Source organism: Bacillus sp. FJAT-50079 (genome assembly GCF_018343515.1).
Classification (GTDB): domain Bacteria; phylum Bacillota; class Bacilli; order Bacillales; family Bacillaceae_C; genus Lederbergia.
Genome location: NZ_JAGYPD010000003.1, coordinates 418,468 through 443,704 on the forward strand (window position 1 = coordinate 418,468; position 25,237 = coordinate 443,704).

The 25,237-nt window shown below is 37.6% G+C and carries 25 protein-coding genes; 24 read left to right on the top strand and 1 reads right to left on the bottom strand.

The features are described from left to right. Positions 1-38: 38 nt before the first annotated feature. The 19 genes from KHA95_RS09635 (at position 39) to KHA95_RS09725 (ending at position 20,442) form a co-directional block, all read left to right on the top strand. Positions 39-197, top strand: coding sequence for a glycine zipper domain-containing protein (locus KHA95_RS09635; protein ID WP_213137558.1), 159 nt, complete (start codon positions 39-41; stop codon positions 195-197). 182 nt (positions 198-379) lie between these two features. Beyond that, on the top strand, positions 380-2,458 hold the full coding sequence (locus KHA95_RS09640) for an ATP-binding protein (protein ID WP_213137282.1): 2,079 nt from the start codon (positions 380-382) through the stop codon (positions 2,456-2,458). Then, on the top strand, positions 2,445-3,038 hold the full coding sequence (locus tag KHA95_RS09645; protein ID WP_213137283.1) for a response regulator transcription factor: 594 nt from the start codon (positions 2,445-2,447) through the stop codon (positions 3,036-3,038). Before KHA95_RS09640 ends, KHA95_RS09645 begins: the two co-directional genes overlap by 14 nt. A gap of 174 nt (positions 3,039-3,212) precedes the next feature. After that, positions 3,213-3,416: an anti-repressor SinI family protein gene (locus KHA95_RS09650; protein ID WP_213137284.1), complete on the top strand. Its 204-nt coding sequence runs from the start codon at positions 3,213-3,215 to the stop codon at positions 3,414-3,416. Positions 3,417-3,652: 236 nt separating this feature from the next. Beyond that, positions 3,653-4,168, top strand: a complete 516-nt coding sequence (locus KHA95_RS09655; RefSeq protein ID WP_213137285.1) for a DoxX family protein — start codon at positions 3,653-3,655, stop codon at positions 4,166-4,168. 118 nt (positions 4,169-4,286) lie between these two features. After that, on the top strand, positions 4,287-4,679 hold the full coding sequence (locus KHA95_RS09660; protein WP_213137286.1) for a globin domain-containing protein: 393 nt from the start codon (positions 4,287-4,289) through the stop codon (positions 4,677-4,679). Positions 4,680-4,721: 42 nt separating this feature from the next. Continuing rightward, complete coding sequence (locus KHA95_RS09665) at positions 4,722-5,171, top strand: DUF2269 family protein (protein WP_349305455.1); 450 nt, start codon at positions 4,722-4,724, stop codon at positions 5,169-5,171. Positions 5,172-5,253: 82 nt separating this feature from the next. Further along, a complete protein-coding gene (locus KHA95_RS09670; protein WP_213137288.1) occupies positions 5,254-5,994 on the top strand; it encodes a hypothetical protein in 741 nt (246 codons plus the stop codon). A 1,355-nt stretch (positions 5,995-7,349) separates the two neighbouring features. Continuing rightward, positions 7,350-7,871: a DoxX family protein gene (locus KHA95_RS09675; RefSeq protein ID WP_213137289.1), complete on the top strand. Its 522-nt coding sequence runs from the start codon at positions 7,350-7,352 to the stop codon at positions 7,869-7,871. 227 nt (positions 7,872-8,098) lie between these two features. Beyond that, positions 8,099-9,223: a radical SAM/CxCxxxxC motif protein YfkAB gene (gene yfkAB, locus KHA95_RS09680; RefSeq protein WP_213137290.1), complete on the top strand. Its 1,125-nt coding sequence runs from the start codon at positions 8,099-8,101 to the stop codon at positions 9,221-9,223. A 67-nt stretch (positions 9,224-9,290) separates the two neighbouring features. After that, positions 9,291-9,689 carry a hypothetical protein gene (locus tag KHA95_RS09685; protein ID WP_213137291.1) on the top strand — a complete coding sequence of 133 codons (399 nt, stop codon included), beginning with the start codon at positions 9,291-9,293 and terminating at the stop codon, positions 9,687-9,689. Between the two features lie 128 nt (positions 9,690-9,817). After that, complete coding sequence (locus KHA95_RS09690) at positions 9,818-11,587, top strand: sensor histidine kinase (RefSeq protein ID WP_213137292.1); 1,770 nt, start codon at positions 9,818-9,820, stop codon at positions 11,585-11,587. 2 nt (positions 11,588-11,589) lie between these two features. After that, on the top strand, positions 11,590-13,140 hold the full coding sequence (locus KHA95_RS09695; protein ID WP_213137293.1) for a response regulator transcription factor: 1,551 nt from the start codon (positions 11,590-11,592) through the stop codon (positions 13,138-13,140). Positions 13,141-13,371: 231 nt separating this feature from the next. Continuing rightward, positions 13,372-14,661, top strand: coding sequence for an ABC transporter substrate-binding protein (locus KHA95_RS09700; RefSeq protein WP_349305464.1), 1,290 nt, complete (start codon positions 13,372-13,374; stop codon positions 14,659-14,661). A gap of 281 nt (positions 14,662-14,942) precedes the next feature. After that, the gene (locus KHA95_RS09705) at positions 14,943-16,247 is read left to right on the top strand and encodes an ABC transporter substrate-binding protein (RefSeq protein ID WP_213137294.1); all 1,305 of its coding nucleotides are present in this window, start codon (positions 14,943-14,945) and stop codon (positions 16,245-16,247) included. 94 nt (positions 16,248-16,341) lie between these two features. Beyond that, positions 16,342-17,241, top strand: coding sequence for a carbohydrate ABC transporter permease (locus KHA95_RS09710; protein ID WP_213137295.1), 900 nt, complete (start codon positions 16,342-16,344; stop codon positions 17,239-17,241). Positions 17,242-17,244: 3 nt separating this feature from the next. Beyond that, a complete protein-coding gene (locus tag KHA95_RS09715; protein ID WP_213137535.1) occupies positions 17,245-18,138 on the top strand; it encodes a carbohydrate ABC transporter permease in 894 nt (297 codons plus the stop codon). 18 nt (positions 18,139-18,156) lie between these two features. Further along, a complete protein-coding gene (locus KHA95_RS09720) occupies positions 18,157-18,783 on the top strand; it encodes a YesL family protein (protein WP_213137296.1) in 627 nt (208 codons plus the stop codon). Positions 18,784-18,930: 147 nt separating this feature from the next. Continuing rightward, positions 18,931-20,442 (top strand): extracellular solute-binding protein, encoded by a 1,512-nt coding sequence (locus KHA95_RS09725; protein WP_213137297.1) that lies wholly within the window; start codon positions 18,931-18,933, stop codon positions 20,440-20,442. 55 nt (positions 20,443-20,497) lie between these two features. Here the strand turns inward: KHA95_RS09725 and KHA95_RS23160 are convergent, their stop codons facing one another. Continuing rightward, entirely contained in the window at positions 20,498-20,623 is a 126-nt protein-coding gene (locus KHA95_RS23160) for a hypothetical protein (protein ID WP_283248153.1), read from the bottom strand. Between the two features lie 622 nt (positions 20,624-21,245). Here KHA95_RS23160 and flaG point away from each other — a divergent pair. The 5 genes from flaG (at position 21,246) to hpf (ending at position 25,126) form a co-directional block, all read left to right on the top strand. Continuing rightward, the gene (gene flaG / locus KHA95_RS09730) at positions 21,246-21,593 is read left to right on the top strand and encodes a flagellar protein FlaG (RefSeq protein WP_213137536.1); all 348 of its coding nucleotides are present in this window, start codon (positions 21,246-21,248) and stop codon (positions 21,591-21,593) included. Between the two features lie 21 nt (positions 21,594-21,614). Continuing rightward, positions 21,615-23,615: a flagellar filament capping protein FliD gene (gene fliD / locus KHA95_RS09735; protein WP_213137298.1), complete on the top strand. Its 2,001-nt coding sequence runs from the start codon at positions 21,615-21,617 to the stop codon at positions 23,613-23,615. Positions 23,616-23,665: 50 nt separating this feature from the next. Further along, the gene (fliS, locus tag KHA95_RS09740) at positions 23,666-24,070 is read left to right on the top strand and encodes a flagellar export chaperone FliS (RefSeq protein WP_213137299.1); all 405 of its coding nucleotides are present in this window, start codon (positions 23,666-23,668) and stop codon (positions 24,068-24,070) included. Next, on the top strand, positions 24,070-24,420 hold the full coding sequence (gene fliT / locus KHA95_RS09745; protein ID WP_213137300.1) for a flagellar protein FliT: 351 nt from the start codon (positions 24,070-24,072) through the stop codon (positions 24,418-24,420). The genes fliS and fliT overlap by 1 nt, the downstream gene beginning before the upstream one ends. Positions 24,421-24,568: 148 nt before the next feature. Further along, a complete protein-coding gene (gene hpf / locus KHA95_RS09750) occupies positions 24,569-25,126 on the top strand; it encodes a ribosome hibernation-promoting factor, HPF/YfiA family (protein WP_213137301.1) in 558 nt (185 codons plus the stop codon). Positions 25,127-25,237: the final 111 nt, after the last annotated feature.

The following is a 25,237-nucleotide window of genomic DNA, read 5'->3' on the forward strand; positions in this document are numbered from 1 at the left end:
TAATCATAAATAAAGATAACATAATGGAGATGGTAGTCATGTCTAAAAAAAGTAAAAATGGGATGGCAAGTGGCCTCGCGATCGGTATTGCACTAGGCGTCGCTTTAGGTCTTGCTCTTGATAATATCACGCTAGGTATTGCGATCGGAATCGCAATTGGAGCGGGAATTGGCAGTGCTAATTCAAAAAAGAAATGAATCATTTTGCAAGCAAACTCATATTTTTCCATCAACCTTACTCCTGCTCAAGTAAGGTTTTTTGCCTATCTTAAAAAGACCGAGTTTAATTTTCTGAAATATTAGAAATGTTATAGGCGAACGTAGTATAATGATCCTATGTAAATACATCAGACAAAACATCTTGGTGAAGGTGATCAGCAATGAAAATAAAAGTGAGCGTGTTTTTGATTGTCTTTGTGCTTGTTATCGTGACGCTTTGGAATATAGCTGGGGGCAAGCAACGTGCAAATGAAGAGAAAGAACAGCTGGCGGTTACGGGGCAAATGGATTTACAAACGAAATCGCTTACTGAGGTGGGACCACTAAAATTGAATGGTACGTGGGAGTTTTATTGGGGGCAATTCATTTATCCGGAAGATAGGATTGCCTCTTCGCCATACTTCGTATCTGTTCCAAATACATGGAATCATTATATGATTGATGATCAAACACTCCCCAAACACGGGTTTGCGACTTATCGGTTAACAATTATGTTAGATAAGGATGATAAAGGGGAGGTAGTCTCCCTCTATGTTCCAAGTATAGCAACGGCTTATCAGTTATGGGCGAACGGGCAATTAATTGCGGAAAATGGACAAGTTGGCAAATCACGGTCGCAAATGATTCCGAAGAATTATCCCCAAATTGCAACATTTATCGCTGATGAACAACAAATTGAGCTCGTTCTTCACGTTTCCAATTTTGATTATCATAAAGCGGGAATGTGGGAGCCGATGATATTTGGAACAGTGGAACAAATCATTGAAACGAGAGAGAACAATCTGCTATTGCAGATGTTTGTTATCGGCTGTATTTTTATTATTAGTTTCTATCATTTATTGCTATTTTTTCAGCGACCAAAAGAATTATCACCGCTCTTTTTGGCGCTTGCTTGCTTTTTTGTTGTGCTACGAACATTGCTATTAAAGGATACCTTATTGGTTTATTTATTTCCGAAAATAAGTTGGGAAATTGCCGTTCATCTTCAACATTTGGCCGGTATTATGGCTTTACTCTTTTTCTTATTGTTTACGAGACGTGAACTATCTTTTGATATGCCAAAAATGATCACCAAATGCTTTTCTACTATTTTAATTTTGTACAGTATGTTTGTGGCGGTCACACCTGTACGTATTTTATCACATGCCTTCCTATTCTTTAAAATCATGGCCTTCCTCATCATGTTATGCATCGTAATTGTATCTTTTGTAAGAATGGTGCGAAAGCGTGAAGGGGCTACTTTAAATGTAATGGCGATGCTCATATTATTTACTGCACTTTTAAATGATATTTTTTATTATAGCCATTGGATTACGACGAATGAATTTGTTTCGTTTGGAATCCTCTTTTATCTATTTATTCAGTCGATTCACTTATCACGGCGCTTTTCACTTTCCTTTGAAAAAGTTGAAAGTCTCTCAGAAAAATACCAAAGGCTAAACCATTCGTTAGAAGAAAAAGTAGAAAAGCGTACAGAGGAATTGCGTGACGCAAATGACAAAATGCAAAAAATTGAAAAAGCACGCCGCCGTTTGCTCGCCAGTGTTTCACATGAGCTGAATACGCCACTAACCTTTATTCAAGGATATATAAAAGCGATGATTGATGGTGTCATTTCCAAAGATGATTCAACCTATTTACGGACAATTTATAGTGATACAAAAATGATGGCCCATATTATTCGGGACCTTCAGGAATTATCTAAATTGGAAGCGGGACAAGTCCGTTTTCAGTTTAAAGAAGTTGAAATGGCCTCGTTTTTTTGTCAGTTGTACGAGGAACATCAATCAGTTGTAGAGGAAAAAGGGTTTCAATTTTACTTAAAGGAATATCTACCTGATGAGGAGATTATTTGTTTAATTGATCCAGTTCGAATAAAGCAAGTGTATATGAATGTGATGACGAATGCCCGGAAATTCACACCCGTTGGCGGGACGATCACGCTTGAAATGGATTTGCTTTCAAGAGTGAACGAGGAAATGATAAAAATAAGTGTCCATGATACGGGTGCTGGAATCGCTCAAGAAGATTTGCCATTTGTATTCGATCGTTTTTACAAGTCGAAGCAACGAGATGAAGGAGAACAAAGGGGAGCTGGTCTTGGACTAGCGATAGCTAAAGAAATTATCGAACAGCATCATGGTTCTATGTGGGTGGAAAGCCAGCAAGGAAAAGGCAGTACTTTTTCCTTTTCGCTACCTGTTCAACAACGAGGAGGAGATCGGGATGACCAAGGGTAAAGTGTTAGTTGTAGATGATGAGTATAAAATTCGCTCTTTATTAACATTATATTTGCTTGAACATGAATATGAAGTCATTACTGCTGGTAATGGAAAGGAAGCATTAAGCCTAATTGAACAGCAAAATCCAGATATCGTTGTATTAGATATTATCTTACCTGATATAAGCGGGTTAAATCTATGTAAGCATATACGTAAGTATAAAGAAATACCTGTTATCTATTTAAGCTGTCTACAAGAATCAGAAACGATCATTACAGGACTTGAATATGGCGGTGATGATTATTTAACGAAACCGTTTGATCCTAATGTGTTAATTGCAAGGATTAACGCCCTTTTGCGTAGAGCGAGAGGGAAAGGATTACTGAAAAAAAATGAGGAGCAGATGGAGTCATTAACCTCTCAAGAGAAATTAATTTTACAATGGATTGAAAAAGGATACACAAATAAAGAGATTGCACAAAAGCTCAAGTTAAAAGAAGGAACGATAAAGGTATACAATCATACGATTTTTCAAAAATTACAAGTGAAAAATCGTACGCAAGCAATTGTGAGAGCAAAGGAAGAGAAGATTATTTAAATAGTTCCCATAATGTAATGGTCTTTTTCAAAAAAATAACAAAAACCTTAACTTTAGTTAATATGAAAAAGTAATTGTGCATAGTAAAATACGAATAGGTAAAATTTCATATGCTCCAAAAGTGATACATAATTTTGTATCTCGAGAAAATAAAGAGATGGAGGAAATATGAGTATGAGTGTGGATAATCGTCAAGCACATTTGCAAGTGGATCCTGAGTGGACAGACTTAATACGTGAAGCATTATCTCTTGGTTTAGAGCCAGCGGAAATTAGAAGATTCCTAAACTCGAAAAAATTTTCGGTAGATGAGATGCAAATGTATAAAAAGCCAATGACGACAGAAACACTATATAATTCAAAGGTCGATTTTTCATAATAAGCTTGCATCCCTGAATTCAAACGATAGTTAGGCAACTATCGTTTGGGACAGGATATTTTTTTGTTTATGGACAAAATGTGAAATATTGAACAAACTACTTGCTAAAGATAAAAAAACGATGTATCTTATAAGTAAGAAATAAATGTGAATTAGTTCACAATGAGAAAGAGCAATTATATTTTTTTGAGTTATCATGTGAACAGATTCACAATTGAATAAAAGGAGTGGTTAAGATGAGAAAATGGTTCGAGAACAAAGTCGTTGCTGTTGTTTGGACAGTGCTAAGGGTATGGCTTGGTATTCAATGGCTGCAAGCTGGTTGGGGAAAAGTGACAGGTGGATTTGATGCAGGCGGGTATTTACAAGGAGCGATTGCAAAAGCAGGCGGTGAGACACCGATTGTCGCTGCGTGGTATGGAAACTTCCTAGAGACGGTTGCCCTGCCGAACGCAAAGCTGTTTAGCTTCGTTGTTGCTTGGGGAGAGTTATTAGTTGGGCTCGGGTTGATCGTTGGAGCTCTAACAATCCCAGCTTTGATCGCAGCTGCATTTATGAACTTAAACTTCTTATGGGCAGGAACAGTAAGCACAAACCCTACTTTCTTGTTAGCGGCAGTCGTTCTTCTCTTCGTTTGGAAAGGCACAACATATTACGGAGTAGACAGATTCTTCCTTCCATTCATGAGAAACAAACTGCAAGAACGAAAAAATAAACAAACGAATAAAATGATTGCTGAAGGTGCGGCATAAGAGAAAACTTCTGAAAAGAGGTTTTTTTCTTTTTACATATTTCAGTGACCTGCATCACAGTTAGATATTATTTTACTCGATAAAATAATAAGGTAGAATGGATGGAGAGGTGTAGACGATGAATAAACCACGATTACAAACATTATATGATGAAATTGGACCGAGTAAAATCGATCAATTGGTTAAGGCGTTTTATCCAAAGGTCTATGCAGATCCGAATTTAATTCCGCTATTTGACGGGGATATTCATGAAATTATGCGTAAACAGCGCATGTTTTTAACGCAATTTTTAGGTGGTCCACCACTTTATAGTGAAGAATTTGGTCCGCCTGCCATGAGATACCGTCATCTTCCGTTTGAAATAACACCCGAGCGTGCTCGAAGCTGGCTGCGTTGTATGAAAGAAGCTTTCGAAGACGTAGGGTTGAATGAGCTTGAAGCCGGAGAATTGTTTTATGAACGATTAACACAAGTTGCTGCGATCATGGTGAATGTTGAAGAGGATGCGTAACCAACGATTTGGTTACGCGTTGTTATGAATGGAGGTTCACAGTTGTTTTATAAAATTCTCGTATTTATTCATATTCTTTCCGCCATTCTTGGAATGGGACCTGGATTTATATTAAGTTTAATTGCAAAATCGGCCAAAACAATGACCGAATTGCGTAATGCATATGTAATTAAGAATCGTTTGCATCTATTTGTTATGATCGGTGGATTGCTTCTCATCACAACTGGGTTACTAATGGGAGCGATCAATCCGATTTTATTTCGTATGGGCTGGTACGTTGTCAGTTTGCTACTCTTTTTAATAGGATTAGCGATGGGTCCATTATTATTTGCTCCTTTGTCAAAACCGATTAAAGAATTACTGAAAACGCATCAAGGCGATGAAATACCTGATCAATACTTCCGGTTATCCAAAAAACTCGATCTCTATGAAAACATCGGCAATGGTATTTTCTTAGTTATTATTATTTTAATGATTTTAAAACCGTTTTAATGGACTTTTGCGTTTACATACATATATTCAGGCAATCTCGTGGAAAATAAAATGATTATCATTTTATTCGGAGGTTGTTCAGATGGCAAAAAAATGGTCATTGATTTCAATGCTTATGATTTGTTGCTTCCTATTTTCGGGCGAATTCGTATTGGCTAAGGGCTCAGTCGTTATCGCTGAATACCAGCATGATGTAACAGGGGATGGAAAACGTGAAATGATCACATTACATGGTATTCCTTACTCTAACGACACAAAGTTTTTTGAAAAAATATGGGCAACAATTCAACATGGCGATAAGCAGATAAAGATTGAATATGAAGGTGGCTATGAACCAAAATTGGATTTCGCCGATTTAAACCATGACGGTGTCGATGATATTCTCTATTCAAGCGCAACCGGCGGAAGTGGTGGTTTGTACAATTACGCATTGCATTCTTTGAAAAATTTTAAAGTACAGGAAATTCCATTACCTACTCAGCATATTGAAGGTTATTTTGAAAATGGTTTTAAAGCAACAATATTGATTCCGGGCTTGAAGCCGATCAATTTGAATTTACAAGATCGCAAAGAGGATTATATTCGTCTAGGATTATTTCAAAAAAACGGCACATTAAATGAACCAACGGAATTAATGATCGATCCGATTGCTTTTTATGAAATTGTACAAGTGAAAAATAAGGGTGGGGCTGGATTAAAAAGCTATCGACAAATCAGTGGTGCTTATCATGCAGATGGACTAGGTACGGTTGAAACGATTTGGTATTATAACAAAGGGAAGTGGGAAACCATTCATACGGAGTGGAAATCACGATCAAAATAAAGATGCATCCTTTTCGGATGTATTTTTTTACGGCTGGAGAGCGGTAGGATTAAAAAATATATGACCTTGGCGTTGAAACATTGCGCCCTTCGTTCATTAAGCGTCCTCTAATATCCCATTGCTCGTTGAAGATCGCAAACGACGTCGATAAGAATTGCTCTAATATCCCGTTATCTAATAAAAACCCCATACTTTGTCCAATAGGAGTTCATTAATCGCCCATCTTCCGTTGAAGATCGCAAACAACGTCGATCAAGATAGCTCTAATATCCTGTTATCTGAAAAAAACCACATACTTTGTCCAATAGGAGTTTATTAATCGCCCGTTTCCTGTTGAAAATTGCAAACTACGTCGATAAGGACCGCTCTATTGTCCCGTTATCTATTAAAAACCATCTACTTTGTCCAATAGCAGTTCATTAATCGTCCGTTTCCCGTTGAAAATCGCAAACAACGTCGATAAGGATAGCTCTAATATCCCGTTATCTGAAAAAAACCCCATACTTTGTCCAATAGCAGTTCTCTAATCGCCCGTTTCCCGTTGAAGATCGCAAACAACGTCGATAAGGATAGCTCTAATATCCTGTTATCTAATAAAAACCCCATACTTTGTCCAATAGCAGTTCATTAATCGCCCGTTTCCAGTTGAAGATCGCAAGCTAAGTCGATAAGGACAGCTCTAATCTCCTGTTATCTAATAAAAACCCCATACTTTGTCCAATAGCAGTTCTCTAATCTCCCGTTTCCCGTTGAAAATCGCAAACAACGTCGATAAGGATAGCTCTAATATCCCGTTATCTGAAAAAAAACCCATACTTTGTCCAATAGCAGTTCTCTAATCGCCCATCTTCCGTTGAAGATCGCAAACAACGTCGATAAGGGCCGCTCTAATATTCCGTTATCTAATAAAAACCCCATACTTTGTCCAATAGGAGTTCATTAATCGCCCGTTTCCTGTTGAAAATTGCAAACAACGTCGATAAGGATAGCTCTAATATCCTGTTATCTGATAAAAACCATATACTTTGTCCAATAGCAGTTCTCTAATGTCCCGTTATCCGATAAAAATTACAGTCTTGTCCATTAGCTTTAGACTACCTCTCATAGTCATATGCAATCTACAAACAATAGGCCTACTATCTTTAACAGAGAACTTAAGATAGCCATGTTTATATTAAAAATGGCATATTTGTGAATTGTTGAACAAACAACTTGCCAAAAATGGAAAAACAATGTATCTTATAAGTAAGAAGTAAATGTGAATAAATTCACAAAAATAAAAAGAGATCTAGCAATTATATTTTTTTAAATGCGAATGTGAAAATATTCACAATAAAATATAAGGAGTGATTCAAATGAGAAAATGGTTTGAAAACAAGATCGTTGCAGTCGTTTGGACCGTGTTGCGTGTGTGGCTTGGTGTTCAGTGGTTACAAGCAGGTTGGGGAAAGGTGACAGGTGGATTTGATGCGAGCGGTTATTTACAAGGAGCAATTGCAAAAGCTGGGGGAGAAGCACCAGTCGTTGCCGCATGGTATGGAACATTTTTGGAAACAGTTGCTTTACCAAATGCGAAGCTGTTTAGCGTTCTAGTCGCTTGGGGTGAACTGTTAGTCGGAATTGGCTTAATCGTTGGTGCATTAACGATTCCAGCATTAATCGCCGCAGGATTTATGAATTTAAACTTCTTATGGGCGGGAACAATTAGCACAAACCCTACACTGTTACTAATAGCAATCGTTCTCCTCTTCGTTTGGAAAGGTGCAACATATTATGGAGCTGATCGCTTTATAACCCCAATGGTAAAAACAAAAATGAATGAGCGGAAAAATAAACCGAAGGCAAAAGGCGAGATCATTGCAGAAGGGCAAGCATAATCAATAATCAGACAGTAGTAGCACAGTCAAAGATCGTAAGTCTGTGCTACTGCTTTTTCGTATCGGTAAAGTTCAATTAAAACATCCATTGACAAAAGGAGACGAAATCCAGCTTTTCACTCGTTTTATTTTCATCGACTTATGAAAAAATCCACTACGAATATATCATGAATTGATTTCTTCCATGATACAATAGAAATAGCATTTTGAACCAAAGGAGCTATTTCATGAACAATCAATTACATCTATCTGAAAAGATGACACCTAAACGTGATCCATGGGAAGCCTATTTAGATATTGAGGAACATGGAAAATTAACATTATCAAATATTGAATTCACAACGACTTATTTATGTAATATGCGCTGTGAACATTGTGCCGTTGGCTTTATGCTTCAACAAAAAGATCCGGATGCTTTGCCTATAGAGTTATTATTAAAGCGACTTGAGGAAATTCCTCATTTGCGGGCGATCAGCATAACCGGTGGAGAACCGATGTTTTCTAAAAAGTCGATCGATCAATACGTCTTGCCATTATTAGCCTATGCACATAAACGTGGCGTGCGGACGCAGATGAATTCCAATCTAACAATGCCTTTAGATCGTTATTTATTAATCGCTCCTTATTTGGATGTATTGCACATATCGCATAATTGGGGAACAGTCGATGATTTTATTGATGGCGGCTTTGCTAATATGGAAAGGAAGCCCCCGCGCGAGCGCCGGGCAGACCAATTTAAGCGTATGATTGAAAATAGTCAGGCGTTGGCCGAAGCTGGGGTGCTCGTATCGGCGGAAACGATGCTGAATCATCGCACACTTCCACATTTGGAGCATATTCATAAACAAGTTGTCGAAGAGATGAAATGTGCAAGACATGAAATCCATCCGATGTACCCAAGTGATTTTGCGGCTAATCTTGACATCCTTTCGTTAGCGGAAACGCGAGCAGCTATTCACCATTTACTTGATATACGTGATGAAAATGTATGGATGTTATTTGGCACTTTACCGTTCTATCCTTGTAATCAAAATCAGGAAGACCTTGCTTTGCTAGAACGACTTTATCAGTCTAAAAATGTATCGGTTCGAAACGACCCGGATGGACGATCACGATTAAATGTAAATATTTTTAATGGGGATGTCATTGTCGCAGATTTTGGTGACGAGCCATCGCTTGGAAATATTGAAAACGAAAGCTTAACGACGATGTTTGATCGCTGGATTGATAAACCGTTGGCGAAATCACTTAATTGTCATTGCCCAGCGGTTCGTTGCCTAGGTCCGAATTTATTAGTAAAAAATGCGTATTATCCTGAACAAGATTTTCAGCAACGAAGATCACTTTTGTAATCAATCGTTCATCATCCGTTCATAATCCTCTTCTATATTGAAAATATAAGAGAGAGGAGAGTTTTTGATGAATGGAAAAAACATTGTACTTATTCGATTTTCGGCTATCTTTGCGGTTGTCGGTACCGTGCTCGGGGCTCATATGGCTGGGGCTGGTTCCTACGCATTTCGTCCGATTCATGCACATATTTTAATCGTAGGCTGGTTATCACTCTTCGTTTGGGGTGTTTATTATTCTATTTTTACGATAAAGGTAAAAAAAATCGCCAATTGGCATACATGGACTGCAATTATTGGATCAATCGGTTTAACTTTTGGTATGTGGCTAAACGTTCTCCAACCTTTTTCGATAAGCGCTGGACTATCCTTAGTCATTTATATTGCTGGAGGAGTTACTCTACTTATTAGCTTTGTATTATTTTTAATAACGACATTTTATATTACTGAAAGAGCGGCGGGCGAATAAACTCGTCCGCTCTTTTTTTAGGCATTAAATGACCATCCTAATCGTCAATCTACCTCGGTAAGTTGACGCAAGATTCACTCGACATGTAAAATGAAGGCGAATACATTATGGAATGTGGAGTTTTGCCAATGATCAGGGCTTTTTATCGGTTAAGAGATTCATATTATAATCAAACGATCAAAAAGAAGCTGTTTATTTTAGTTTCGTTGATCATGGTCATTTCCTTTATGTTTACTTTAGTAGGATTGCAGCATGTATTGGGTGTTTATGATGAACAAATGTATAGTAAATCTTCACAAGTATTAAGCACATCTTCGAACAGCATTGAAAACGGGTTGAAAAACATTGAGGATGTTTCTTTTGCCATTGCCTCTGACCCACTCATTCAACAATACTTAACAACGTACGACGCGTATGAAAATAATGATTATGAAAAATATCGAATCCGTACGGAAATCATCGATACATTGCTAGGATATATTAATTCAGAAAGCGTTATTCATTCCGTCCATTTAGTAAGCGCTACCGGTGAAGAATATAAGGTCGGAGCGAGGCCCGTGAATATTCCCGAAACGATCTTACTTAACGCTGAAACTCAATCATCAGAGGCTGCCGGCAGTCATATTTGGCTGCATCAACTAGGGGAACAGTTTGAACTCGTATCGTCACGAGAGATTAGAAGCTACAAAGATTTAAGTTTCGATCATTTAGGCACGCTAATCATTAGAGTGAATTTGGACAAGCTTGTCCGTGGATTAATGGAAGGATCACGGCAGCTTGATGGTCACTTCGTTATTTTAAATGGTGAAAATATTATGTATCCGAATGAATACAATCAATCTCTCGAACAATTAGCTTATTCATTTCAGACGAAATCGGGTTACGATATACAGACGATCGATAATAGAAAGTACTTTATCGTTCATATGCAATCCAATAATTCAAATTGGACGTATTTAAATGTTATTCCTTTTCATCAAATTTTTGAAAAAACGACGATGATTAAAACATTTTTATGGCTTGTTTTTATTTGCATGTTTTTCATTGTCGCTTTTATAGGAATGAGGTTTGCTCGGAATCTTACTTCACCACTAGAAAAATTAGCCGCAAGCATGCGTCATGTTCAACAAGGGAATTTTAAGGAAGCGAAAGAGGAGACGTTGGATATTCCAAATGTTCATGATGATGAGGTTGGAAAACTTCACCAAAGTTTTTTAACGATGATTGACCAAATCGATGAACTTATCCATGAAAATTACTCCAAACAAATTACAATTAAAGAGACAGAATTTAAAGCATTGCAGGCCCAGATTAATCCACATTTTTTATATAACACGCTTGAGTCGATTAATTGGCTGGCGAAAAGTAGTGGCCAACAGAAGATTTCGAGAATGGTAGAATCACTTGGTTTTTTGCTTCGAAGTTCAATCAGTTTAAAGGAGCCACTTGTTACAATTTCCGAAGAGCTTCAAATTGTTTCAAGCTATATTACGATTCAATCTTATCGATTTGAAGAAAGGCTGGATGTTCATATTGAAATAGAAGAGAATTTACAGAACGCACAAATACCGAAATTGACATTGCAACCACTTGTTGAAAATGCCATCCAATATGGATTGGAACAAATGATGGAACCATGTCATATTCAAATTACTTCTGAAAAAGGGAAGGATCATTTTAAGTTAATCGTTGAAGATAATGGCCCTGGAATGGACGCTACTTATTTAAGGAAGGTAAGAAAAGGAGAGGTGAAAACAAAAGGGCAAGGAATTGGATTACAAAATATTGATGAACGAATTAAGCTTTCTTTCGGCGAAGAATATGGCGTTCAAATTGAAAGTGAGCAAGGGAAAGGAACACGGGTAATCGTATCATTGCCTTATGGGGAGAGGGGATAAGCATGTATAAAGTGTTGCTCGTGGATGATGAAAGAATTATTTTGGATGGGATATCAAGTTTTATTCCGTGGGAAGAAGTTGGGACAACATTAATTGGAACAGCGAAAAATGGGATAGAAGCGTTTAATATGATCGAAAATAATCAGCCACACATCGTCATTACAGATATAAAAATGCCCGGCATGAATGGGCTTGAACTAGTAAACAAAACATTTCATACATATCCCAATATACGATTTATTATGTTATCCGGCTTTGGCGAATTTGATTATGCAAAACAAGCGATGAAATATGGCGTGAAGCATTATCTTGTTAAGCCATGCAATGAACAAATGATTTTGGCTGCGATGAAAGAGATCATAGCTGACTTTGAGCAAAAGAAGCAACAAGAGAAATTTGTCATGGATATGAAAGAGCGACTTGATCATGTTCTGCCATATGCGAAAGAACAATTATTCAAAGAATTCGTCACGAGGGATATTTATGGGGAGCGAGATCTGAATTATTACCAAAGAATCTTTCGTTTGGAATTGGATAATCCAGCAATCAAGCTTATTCTTTTTCAAATTGAGGGAAATTTTGATTTTGAGCATATGTTTGCGATTAAAAATATTTCGGAGCATATTCTGGCAAATATTATTCTGAGTTGTACGATCAAAGATTATATATTAATCATTATTAAGGATTGCCATGAAGAACTTCAAACGTATATGAACCAAATACGACACACTTTTTATACATATTATCAACTTGATATGACGATTGCGGTGAGTCAATCCGGGAAACTGGATGAAGCAAAAACATTATACAAGGAAGCGCTTGAATGTTTACAGCATCGCTTTTACATCGGGGAAGGAACGATCATTACAAAGGCGGATATCTCAACACAAACGGTGAAAACCCACACAGATATCTCCTATGATGAACAGACATTTTGTTTACTTATTAAATCTGGACGATGGGACGATGCCAAAAATCAATTAACAGTATTTTTCGAGCAATTGTATGAAAACAGATTGGATATCCAATTAACGAAATCATATGTTATCCAGCTCTTTAATTCAATGATCCGACTATGTGAGCCAGATCAGATGAATTCGTATTTAGTTAATCTTTCTCAGTTTTTAGAGATGGAAACAATTCAACAAATGGAAAAGCTATTTGACAACATAGCAAAAGAGATAACGATGCAATTTTACGAACAAAACAAACATACCCATTCGTCAATCGTTCAGAAAATCATGCAGGCAGTCGAAGAAGAAATTGGAAATCCTGAACTATCTCTCAATTTTATTGCCCAAGAGGAATTGTATATGAGTGCGGATTACGTTGGGAAATTGTTTAAAAAGGAAACTGGAGAACGCTTTTCCAATTATGTATCCAGAGTAAGAATTGAAAAAGCGATGGACATCATTCAAAAGGGAAATGATGTGAAAATTTTTGAGCTCGCTGAAAAACTTGGATATAGTGATCCCCAATATTTTAGCCAGGTTTTTAAAAAGCTGACAGGATTCACACCTTCAGAATATAGAAAAGAGTCGTTATCTATATAAGTTGAAATATCATTTACCTAATCGCTGATTTCGGTTCCGGACGGGCGCTTTCTGTGGCGCTTGGGTTGAGCCTAGCGTCAGTAAAATGTTTATGGTCACGAAAATGCGTTCCGGCGGGTTTTCAGCTCGCGCTATTCTTGCTGGAGTCGCTGCTCTATTCCAATTAGCTGGTGAGTAGTAAAATCATAACTTCAACGTATATAGTAATTTACAAAAAAGGGGCTGAACAAGATTAAGAAAATCGGCTTGTCTATTCTATCCCTCATGCTTGTTATCCTTAACGGCTGTTCAAGTAATGATGTTGAACCATCCCTTACTAGGCAAAATGAAAAAACAATCACTTTAAGATTAGCGTGGTGGGGAGAGCAGCCAAGACATGATTATATGATGAAGGTAATTGAACGATATGAGGAAAAGAACCCTCATATTCATATCGAACCAGAATATGCAAACTGGGACGATTATTGGAAAAGAATAGCTCCGATGGCTGCTGCTAATCAGTTACCTGATATTGTCCAAATGGATTTACTCTATTTAAACCCTTACGCTTCTAACGAATTGCTTGAGGATTTAAAGCCATATATTGAAGAGGGGATCATTGATATCCAATTTATGAATGAGGACATTTTAATTGGTGGGGTGATTGATAAACAGTTATATGGATTTCCACTTGGGATGAATGCACCGGCGATCTTTGTTGATCCGGCATTGCTTTATTCTGCCGAAGGATCACTTCCTACAACTGACTGGACGTGGGATGACTTTAAACATACCGTTATTCATATTAATCAACAATTGGGAATTTATGGGACTAATGGTATGAAGCCACCCGAAGTATTTTTCCCTTATTATTTAAGAACGAAAGGGGAACGTTTTTTCAACGAAGAAGGTAATACATTAGGTTATGATGATGACCAATTCTTTATTGATTATTTTACATTCCAACTTCAATTAGTGGAAGAAGGAGCTTTTCCAAAGCCAGATGTAACAGAGAAAATAAAAGGAATCGCAGATGAACTTCTTGTCAATCAGCAGGCGGCAATGAGTTGGGGCTATTCCAACCAAATTTATGGTTTTTTGCATGCAACAGATCGCTCGCTGGAGCTATACCCTCCACCCGGACCTAATCAAAATGATGGGTTAGTCTTGAAGCCAAGTATGCTTTTTTCAATTGCTAAAAGTTCGACACAAAAAGAAGAGGCAGCAAAATTTATTGATTTTTTTCTGAATGATATTGAGGCAAATCAATTAATTAAGGGAGAACGAGGTGTACCGATTTCTAGTAAGGTAACAGAAGCCGTTTATCCAGAGCTTGATGTAGAGCAAAAGAAAGTGTTTGATTATGTAAATAGCGTGATGAAAAATAACAGGCAAGTGGAAAAACCCGATCCGCTTGGAGCTATTCAAGTCATTTCCCTTTTACAAGATATATCCGAGCAAATCTTATTTATAAAAATCACTCCAGAGGAAGCTGCGAAACAGTTTCGAGAGGAGGCAAATCATATACTTTCAAATAAGTAAATTGATTTATATGTGCAAGGTTGCCTAGTAAGGGCAATCTTTTTTATATTCATTTAATTATGCATCGCCGTCATTGTGTCCAGATTTTTCGAGCTTGCTCTTTCATGACATTTGCCGTGAGTTGGACTCCCCCTCTGATTCATTCCACCATTTAAAGATTTGCTGATTCAAGTGAAAACAACTGTTTTTTAAACAAAATGAACGGTTTTTTAAATTCTTATCCTATTCCGAATACATATATAATTGTCTTGAAAGCACTTTCATTTAAAGGGGGAAACGAAATGAAAAGACTGATAACGTTATTTTTATGTGCCGTGATGGTGCTTGCCTTAGCGGCATGCAGCGGTGGAAGTGAAAGCTCATCTTCTGGAGCGAATACAAGCGGAGAGAAAGATAAAGAAGAGAAAATTACTTTACGCATTGCCTGGTGGGGGTCAGAGCCAAGGCATAATTACACATCAGAAATTCTTAAACTTTATGAAGAGCAAAATCCAAATGTGAAGATTGAATCTGAATATGCTAGCTGGGATGATTATTGGAAAAAATTAGCCCCATCAGCAGCGGCGAATGAACTGCCGGATATTATTCAGATGGATCTATCCTACTTCTCTCAATATGCAGAAAACAATCAACTAGAAGATTTGACTCCTTTTATTGGCAATCAAATTGATACAAGTGATTACAATGATAATATCATTTCTGGCGGTAAGTTAGGTGATCAATTATTCGGATTTAATGCAGGTGTCAACGTTGTTGGTTTTCACTATGATCCGGCACTTTTGAAAAAAGCTGGCGTTGATTCGATTAAAGACGATTGGACTTGGGATGATCTTAAAGAAATTGCAGCAAAAGCAAAGGATGCTGGACTATATCTCGATAGCAGTATGCAACCAGATGTGTTTTTCAACTATTATTTACGGACGCTAGGAAAATCACTTTATAGTAATGATGGATCAACACTTGGTTATGACGACGACCAACTATTCATCGATTTCTTTACGATGCTATCAGAAATGGTTGAAAAAGGATATTCTCCTACTCCAGATTATATCGCTCAACTAAAAGGGATTGAAGATGAGCCTGTTGTAAAAGAGGAAGCAATTGGGATTTGGCAATGGTCCAACCAATTCGTTGGATTGCAACAAGTAGCAGATAGACCGATGGAAATGCATGCAATGCCTGGACCTGGAACAAAAGAGGGGCTATTTATGAAACCGAGTATGTTCTGGTCAATGGCAAGCAATTCAAAGCATAAAGAAGAAGCAGCAAAATTAATAGATTTCCTTGTCAATGATATTGAAGCGAATAAATTAATGCTTGGTGATCGTGGAGTTCCTGGTTCATCTGTCGTAAAGGAAGAGTTAAAACCGTTGCTTTCTCCAGCACAAGTACAAGTTTTTGAGTTTGTCGAAGCTGCTGAGCAAAACAGTTCACCATTTAACGGTCCAGATCCAGTTGGAGCAGGACAAGTAATCGAGCTTTTGGACAACTTATCTGAGCAAATGAACTTTGGACAGTTAAAGCCTGAAGAAGCAGCAAAAGAGTTTAGGCAGCAAGCAGATAGCATATTGTCGCAAAATAAATAATCATTCAGTCTTATTAGGTTCCTTCGTCCGCAAGTAGGCGGAGGATCCTGTTTTTTTAGCTATCGTTTACTTCCATGAGAAAGGAGACAGAAAAATGAGTACTCGAGCATTTAAGCAAAATCTCAGAGGCTATCTATTTATTAGCCCCTTTGTTATTGGTTTTCTAGCATTTACCCTCATTCCAATATTAACTTCATTATATTTTTCATTTACAAAATATAATTTATTTTCACCACCGTCATGGATTGGTTTAGACAATTTCAAAAAAATGTTTACGGAAGATGCAAGATATTGGCAATCATTAAAGGTTACGCTTATTTATGTGTTTGGTGGGGTTCCATTAAGGCTTGCTTTTGCATTGTTAATTGCAATGATTTTAAATACGACTTCAAGAGCCGTAGGATTGTACCGAACGCTATTTTATTTACCTTCATTAATTGGAGGAAGTGTCGCAGTAGCGATTATGTGGAGAAATATCTTTGGCGATACAGGGATCGTAAATCTTGCGCTTACACTTATCGGTCTTCCAGGTGTGCGTTGGTTCGGGGACCCACTTGCGGCACTATGGATGTTAATCTTTTTATCTGTTTGGCAATTTGGTTCTTCAATGCTTATCTTCCTTGCTGGATTAAAAGGGATTCCGTCGACATATTATGAAGCGGCAAGCGTAGACGGAGCGAACTTTTGGCAAAAATTCTTTAAAATTACATTGCCAATGCTCAGTCCGGTTATTTTATTTAATACGATTATGCAAACGATCGCGGCCTTTATGACGTTTGTTCCAGCGTTTATCATTTCGAAAGGGACTGGAGGTCCGCTTGACGGGACATTGCTCTACTCACTATATCTGTTCAAACAAGGCTTCGAATTCTTCAATATGGGCTATGCATCTGCGATGGCTTGGGTGATGCTCATCATCGTCGGTGTGTTAACAGCAGTTGTTTTTTCCACATCTAAGTTTTGGGTTCATTATGAGTCGGAAGGAGGTAACTAATTGATGAAGACAGAGACGGTAAAATCAGTCGATTCAATTGAATCCAGAGAACCATCTAAAGCGGGCAAGTTGGCTAAATGGTGGGTTTATCACATCATCGTCGGCGCATTTGCGATCCTTATGTTATATCCGGTCATTTGGCTCATCATGAGTTCATTCAAGCCAAGCTCATCGATTTTTATTACAGCAAAATCGCTTATTCCCGATCCATGGGTTTGGGAGAACTATTCACAAGGCTGGCAAGGAATTGGTGGAATTGGCTTTGGCATCTTTATTAAAAACACGGCAGTACTTGTCGTCTTAACGATGATTGGCCAAGTTGTCTCATCCGCCTTAATCGCTTTTGGTTTTGCAAGATTGCAATTTTTTGGCAGAGGGTTTTGGTTTGCGTTAATGATGGTCACATTAATGTTACCTTACGAAGTCGTGATGATTCCTCAATATATTATCTTTGCAAAGCTTGATTGGTTGAACTCGATCAAACCACTTGTCATTCCGGCCTACTTTGGACATCCATTTTTTATTTTCCTGCTCGTTCAGTTTATTCGTACGATTCCAAGAGAATTGGATGAAGCAGCAACGATTGACGGGTGTGGAACATTTAAAATCTTTTATAAAATCATTTTGCCATTAATCACGCCAGCGCTTGCGACAGCAGCGATCTTCTCATTTTACTGGACATGGGACTCCTTGCTTGGCCCTGTTCTTTATTTAAACAGCCCAAGTAAATATACGGTTTCCATGGCATTAAATATGTTTCTTAGTAATGAAACTGTATCAAATTGGGGAGCGATGTTTGCGATGTCTGTTGTTTCACTCATTCCTGTCTTTATCATCTTTTTCATGTTCCAGCGTTATGTGGTGGAAGGAATTAGTACGAGCGGGCTAAAAGGATAATTAAAGGAGGGGTGAATGATGGAAACGGCTTCGGGATTTATGGGCGGATTATATCGCCTGTTGGATTGGGTGACAAAACTTGCCTACGTAAATTTATTATGGATTGGTGGGATGTTTGCGGGATTCGTTCTATTTGGAATTTATCCCGCAACGACGGCCATGTTTGCTGTCGTGCGAAAATGGGCGATGGGAGAGCTTGATACCCCTATTTTTAAAACTTTTTTCAGCTCATATAAAAAGGAATTTTTCAAAAGCAATATACTTGGGATCATCATTACTTCATTTAGTCTAGTGTTGTATATTGATTATTATTTTATCAAAACGATGTCGCTCCAAATATTATTTATTCCCTTTTGGATTTTTGTGCTGCTGTTTATTTGCACTTTATTTTATCTATTTCCGATGTTTGTCCATTACGAAATGAAATTAAGAGATGTGATAAAAAACTCATTTTTCGTTATGATCATGAATCCAATTTCTACGGTCATGATGCTTGTTGCTAGCGGCGGCATTCTCTTTTTATTATCGTTCGCCCCTCCACTGCTAATTATTTGTAGTGGTAATATCCTTGCTTTGATTGTTATGAAACCAGCATATAATGCATTCAAAAAAATGAATAAAGGAAAGAGTGCCTCATTTGTTTGAGGTGCTTTTTCTGTAAAATTCCAAATAGTCTTATATCACTATTTACAATATAATCCCAATTCTGTATACTTCATTAACAACGTTGTTATTTTTGGAGGTGAAAATGAAGGCGTTTTCGCAAGGTGTATAATTAAGGGGGAGTTTTATATGAGAAACGGAAAGTGGTTTGTATGTATATTGATTGCTTTTACGATGTTACTTAGTGCTTGTCAAGGTGAGCGAGCGTCAGAAACAAATAATAAAGAATCAATAGACAAGCAGGAAAATAAACCGACAGAATTTTCATTAATGTTTAATTTACACGTTCCCGAAGTACCAGATAAAAGATTGCAAACGATGCTTGAAGAAGCGACGAATACAAAATTGAATATCCAATGGATTCCAGATAATACATATGAAGAAAGATTAAATGCAACAATCGCAACAGGCAGTCTTCCACAGGTTTTTCTTATAAAAACTGTGACGTTTGAACAGCAAAAAGGGGCGATTCGTGATGGACAATATTGGGAAATCGGTCCATACCTTGACGAGTTTGAAAACTTAAGCAAGTTAAAGCAGGAAATTTTAAATAATACATTAGTTGATGGAAAGCTTTATTCTTTATATGCAGGAAGACCTTTATCCCGTCAAGGGCTTATTTACCGAAAGGATTGGGCCGATAAATTAGGGCTTTCAGCGCCGACCAATTTAGATGAGTTATATGAAATGATGCGAGCTTTTACAGAAGATGACCCAGATGGAAATGGAGTGAAAGATACGATCGGTTTAACAGACCGCGGGATTTTAGGAACATTTAATAACTTTTTGACGTGGCACGGAGCCCCGAATGAATGGGGAGAAAAGGATGGGCAACTTCTTCCAGAGTTTATGTTTCCGGAGTATAAAGATACGTTAACCTATTTTAAAAAATTATTTGATAACGGGTACATTAACACAGATGCGCCGGTAACAAGTAAAACCGATCAGCAAGCAATGTTGAAAAACGGAACGGCTGGAATTTATATCGGTACGATGGGCGATGTCATTACATTATATGAAGACGCAAAAACAATCAATCCTGATATTGAGTTTGATGTCCATCACTATATTGAAGGACCTGAAGGAGAATATCGAACTCGTTCGATCCCCGGATATGGTAGCCTGCTCATGTTTCCAAAATCTGCTGTGAAAACCGAGGAAGAATTAAAAAGCATTCTTGCATTTTTTGACTATTTAATGACTCCAGAAGGCTCTAATTTATTATATTGGGGAATTGAAGGAGAACATTATGAAGTGATTGATGGCAAAGCATCCATTATTCAAGAAAACTTAACTGCTTATGATCGGGAAATTCGACCGTACACTCCGTTTGAAATTGGTGAACCAGAAACAAATGGAAGATATGATGGATATTTTGAATACGAACCAAGAGCAAAAGCAGATGAACTTTATAAGGATAACGACAACTATTTAGTTCATAACCCAACAGTCCCATTAGACTCAGAAACATTTACCACTTATTCAGAGAGGTTAACACAAATCATTGAAGACGCAACATACAAATATTTACTCGGTCAAACGGATGAAGCTGGATTTGATGCAGCTGTTGAAAACTGGCTAAAACAAGGTGGAAGCAAGGTGATTGAGGAATATAACGAGCAATACAAAGCGTTGAAATAAATATGAAAGGATGAAAGCCGATTTGAAGTAAAAATGTCAAATCGGCTTCTAGTCATTATTTTAAACTAATTGAAGATGCAAATTCTTTTACCTGGTTTTTGAGCTTGTTTCGTGCTTTTTCATTTCTCATTAAATAAGCTGCACCAAGTGCAACTGTTGTAAGCAGAGCTTTGTTTTTCATTGATTTCTCTCCTTTAAGAAAAATTTCCTTCTATTTTGTTATTCCCTAAAAGGGAGTAAATTATCTCGAAGCTCTCTTTCAGTTGCTCAAATACTAAAAAGACTTCTAAAGCAAAAGGCTTACAAGTCTTGACTATCTATCAACCTGTGAGGACCTTCTTTTTACGAATTAGTGATAAGATCCAAAGCTCCCCCAATAAAAATTAATAAAAACCATATGGGTAGCATATTCAAATGATCCTGCTAGTAAGTCCCCAGTTGCAAGCCCGCCAAAAATGGCAAACCGAACCCCAAACCAACTCCAAGCGGACGGTCAAAACCGAATGGACGCCCACCAAATCTGAAAAGTTTTCCAAGATCAAATCGGCCGACGGAAGTCTCTTTGGGCGATAAGAATGAAAATTCTCGTACGTAAATATGCGCAATTTCACAATAAGGGTGCTAAGGAGAGTAAAATAGAAGAGAATGGGTATTTACCTTGATGATGCTTGAAATAAGTGGCATGAAAAGGAGCGAATTAACAAAAAACTAAACCTTATTAGGTTAAACTAATTCATGCCTCTGTCGATATTATGAGTAAGTATATACATATTTGTCTGAAGGGGAGAAGCTGAATGGTGAAAATGGTGGGAGATTTTTCATCAACATCGGTAGTTGGCACGTCATCAAATAAAATGGAGACTACTTATATTACAAATGAGGCAATCTCATCAAAGGAGCATTTACAACCAGATATCATTCCTTCCAAGCAACAAGTTGAAAAAATCGTGGACGGATTGAACGATTTTTTAAAAGCGACAACACATACGAATTTAAAGTTTGAGTTTCATGACAAATTAAATGAATATTACGTGACGATCGTGGATGAAGTGACGAAAGAGATTGTGAAAGAAATACCTCCGAAAAAAATGCTAGACATGTTTGCAGCCATGACGGAATTTCTTGGCTTAATGGTCGATAAAAAGATTTAACGGTTGAAAGGAGTGATGAACATGCGGATAGCTGGATTAGCAAGCGGCATGGACATTGATTCGATTGTAAAAAACTTAATGATGGCTGAGCGAATGCCATTAGATAAATTAAAACAGAAAAAGCAATTATTAGAATGGAAGCGTGATGATTTCCGATCAATCAACACACTTATGCTTAATTTTCGCGATAAACTTTCGCAATTGAAATTAACAGCAAATTATCGAGCAAGAACAGTAACATCGTCAAATGATGACCGCGTATCAGCAACGGTTACGAGCGGGGCAGCACAGGCTTCGTATTCTATCTCTCAAGTGGAACAATTGGCTACGGCGGCGACACGGGTGAATGGCGGTGTAATATCTAAAGGAAATAATAAAATAGATCCAACAAAAACATTGGCGAGTCAGTTAGGGTCGTTTGAGGAAGGTGCTAGTTTCGAATGGAAGTCTGGTGTCATTCAATCGAAAACGTTTAATAGTACCCAAACGATGAAACTTGAAGGCAAGCCCCTTGAGGCAAGCATAAAAGTAAACGGTAAGAAATATGAGATTGCTACTAATAAAGAGCAAATTGGTGATAACGAGGTATTTATCGAGGAAGATGGTACACTTGTTTTTAGTAAAGAATTACCAAAGGATAGCGTAGTGAAAGTGGATTACGTACTCGAAAATAAAACTGCAAATTTTACTTATCCAGCAAATGCTGAAACACCGTTAACCATGTGGAATGTTGGGGCGACGGGACTTGCTAGTGCTACAATAAAGATCAATGGGCAGGAAATAGAAATTGGGAATGCAGACGAAAACGGCAATGCTCAACTTGGTTCATACGGAACAATCAACCTAAAAACAGGAACAATTACTTTTGATCAAGATAATGAAGAAATTAAAGAACAAGAAGTAAAAATTGAAGTCACCTACACGCAAAATTACTCTACTTTCAATATTAATACGCACACCTCAAAAGGTGAGCAAAATGAGCAGTTTTTTATTACTGACAATGATACGTTAAATAGCGTTATCCGCAAGGTGAACGATTCGGATGCTGGTGTGACAATGTTTTACGATTCTTTTACGGATCGAGTGACATTGACGAGAAAAGAAACCGGCGATTTTAATGAAGGTAATGAAATTAATGTCGATGGCGATTTCATTACAAAAATTTTAAAATTTGATAATGAAGCAAATAACGAAACCGGCGGTACAAACGCCAAATTCACAATCAATGGTCTTGAAACGCAACGCAATTCCAACACTTTCGATATGAGTGGCGTTACGATCACATTAAAACAAACCTTTACAGAAAGCGATGGGACGGTTTCCCTCGCGGTCGCCAATGATTCAAATCAAGTGTTTGAGAACATTAAAGGGTTTGTGGAGCAATATAATGAGTTAATTGCGGAAATTGGAAAAAAATTAAACGAAGAAAAGCATCGCAGCTATAAGCCGCTTACAGATGATGAGCGTGAAGATCTTTCGGAAAAGCAACAAGAAAAATGGGAAGAAATGGCTCGGAGCGGTTTGCTAAAAGGTGATCCGATTTTATCCAGTGTGTTATCGGCAATGCGACTTGATATGTCCAACCCGGTTGAAACACAAGGTCTATTCAAACAACTGGCAAGCATTGGAATTACAACGACAGCAAACTACTTAGAAGGCGGAAAACTAGAAATTAATGAAGCGAAGTTAAAGGCGGCACTTGAAGAAGATCCAACTTCAGTCGAGAATTTATTTCGCGGCAATGGTACTGGAGCTGATCGCGGTATCATCCATAAATTGTATGATACTGTTGATGCATCGATGAAGAAGATTCAAGAAAAAGCGGGCCGAGCGACTTCCACGAATCAGCAATTTGCGATTGGTCGTGAGCTAATAAATGTTGGCGATGGAATCGATCGCTTTGAAGTCAAGATGAAGATGGTGGAAGCACGTTATTGGAAGCAATTTACCGCGATGGAAAAGGCGATCCAACGGGCAAATGAACAGTCAGCATTTCTCATGCAGCAGTTTTTTAATTATTAAAGGCAGCTATTGAAGAAAGCTAGTGTGTGAATGAATAAGGGGTTGAAAAAATGGCAAGGAATAATCCGTACCAAGCTTATAAAACGAATGCTGTTACGACAGCATCACCTGGAGAACTAACATTGATGCTCTATAATGGTTGTTTAAAATTTATTAACTTGGCCAAAAAAGCAATAGAAGCGAACCAAATTGAGGAAAAAAATACAAATATCAAAAAAGCGCAAAACATTATTTCAGAATTAATGGTTACGTTAAATATGGATATGGCGATTTCGAAAAATATGATGGCTTTATATGATTACGCACATCGAAAATTAATCGAAGCCAATATTCATAATGATACGGCGATGCTCATTGAAGTAGAAGAGCTTATGACGGAATTTAGAGATACGTGGAAGCAAGCCATTCAAGTGAATCGCCAGCAGCAACATACAATGGCTAGTGGCGGAGTATAATGGAAGTAATCAAGAAATGTTTGCACATTACGGAACAGCTCGTTGTTTTAGCAAAATCAATCGATCATCAAGATCGGGATCAGGCAATTGAGCAAATTGAGCAATTACTAAGCGGGCGAGAAGAATTGCTGCCACTCATCAAAGGACCATTTTCGATAGAAGAAAAGAGCCTTGGAGAGAAGTTAGTGGAACGAGATCGCGAGTTGATGCCATTGCTTGTTAACATCCAAGCGACGGTTCAAAAAGATATCAATGAACTTTCAAGGAAAAGAATTTCCGCTGGAAAATACGCAAATCCGTATGCGGCAACACAACAGCATGATGGGGCTTTTTATGATAAACGTAAATAATTGGGCGTAATGCACCTCTTGTAACATATTTCGCCTTTTTTCCACTAATTGTTGCAAATTCGACAAAAAATTTATGATGATTAAGAAGGATTTCCTTGTGGTATGTAGAAGTATATATACATAGCCTTTAAATAAGGAGGAATTATATATGCTAAATTACCAAATTCGTGGAGAAAACATCGAGGTTACAGAAGCAATAAGAGATCACATCGAAAAGAAGGTAAGCAAGTTAGGCCGTTATTTTAATGAATCTCCTGAAGCTAACGTTCACGTTAATTTGAAGGTGAATCCAGATAAAAAAGCAAAAGTCGAAGTAACAATACCGATTCCGCAACTTGTGCTTCGTGCTGAAGAGACGCATGATGATTTATATGCGGCAGTCGATCTAATTGTAGACAAACTTGAACGACAAATTCGTAAACATAAAACAAAAGTGAATCGGAAATTCCGTGAAAAAGGAAATGTAAATGAGTTCTTCTCAACAAGGGTGAATGATACTGCTGTTGCACTTGAAGAGGAAGAAGAGGAATTAAATATTGTCAGAACGAAACGCTTTGATTTAAAACCAATGGATAGTGAAGAAGCGGTCTTGCAAATGAACCTATTAGGACATAGCTTCTTTATATATACGGATGCTGAAACAGACGGAACACATATCGTGTATCGCCGCCGGGACGGCAAGTATGGCTTGATTGAAACGAACTAAATATATGATCAATCCTGAAGAAAATGGATTTTTCTTCAGGATTTTTATGTTTTTGTCGAAGGAAACTATAATCAATCAGTAAAACGGGATCATATATCCGCATTTTTATGA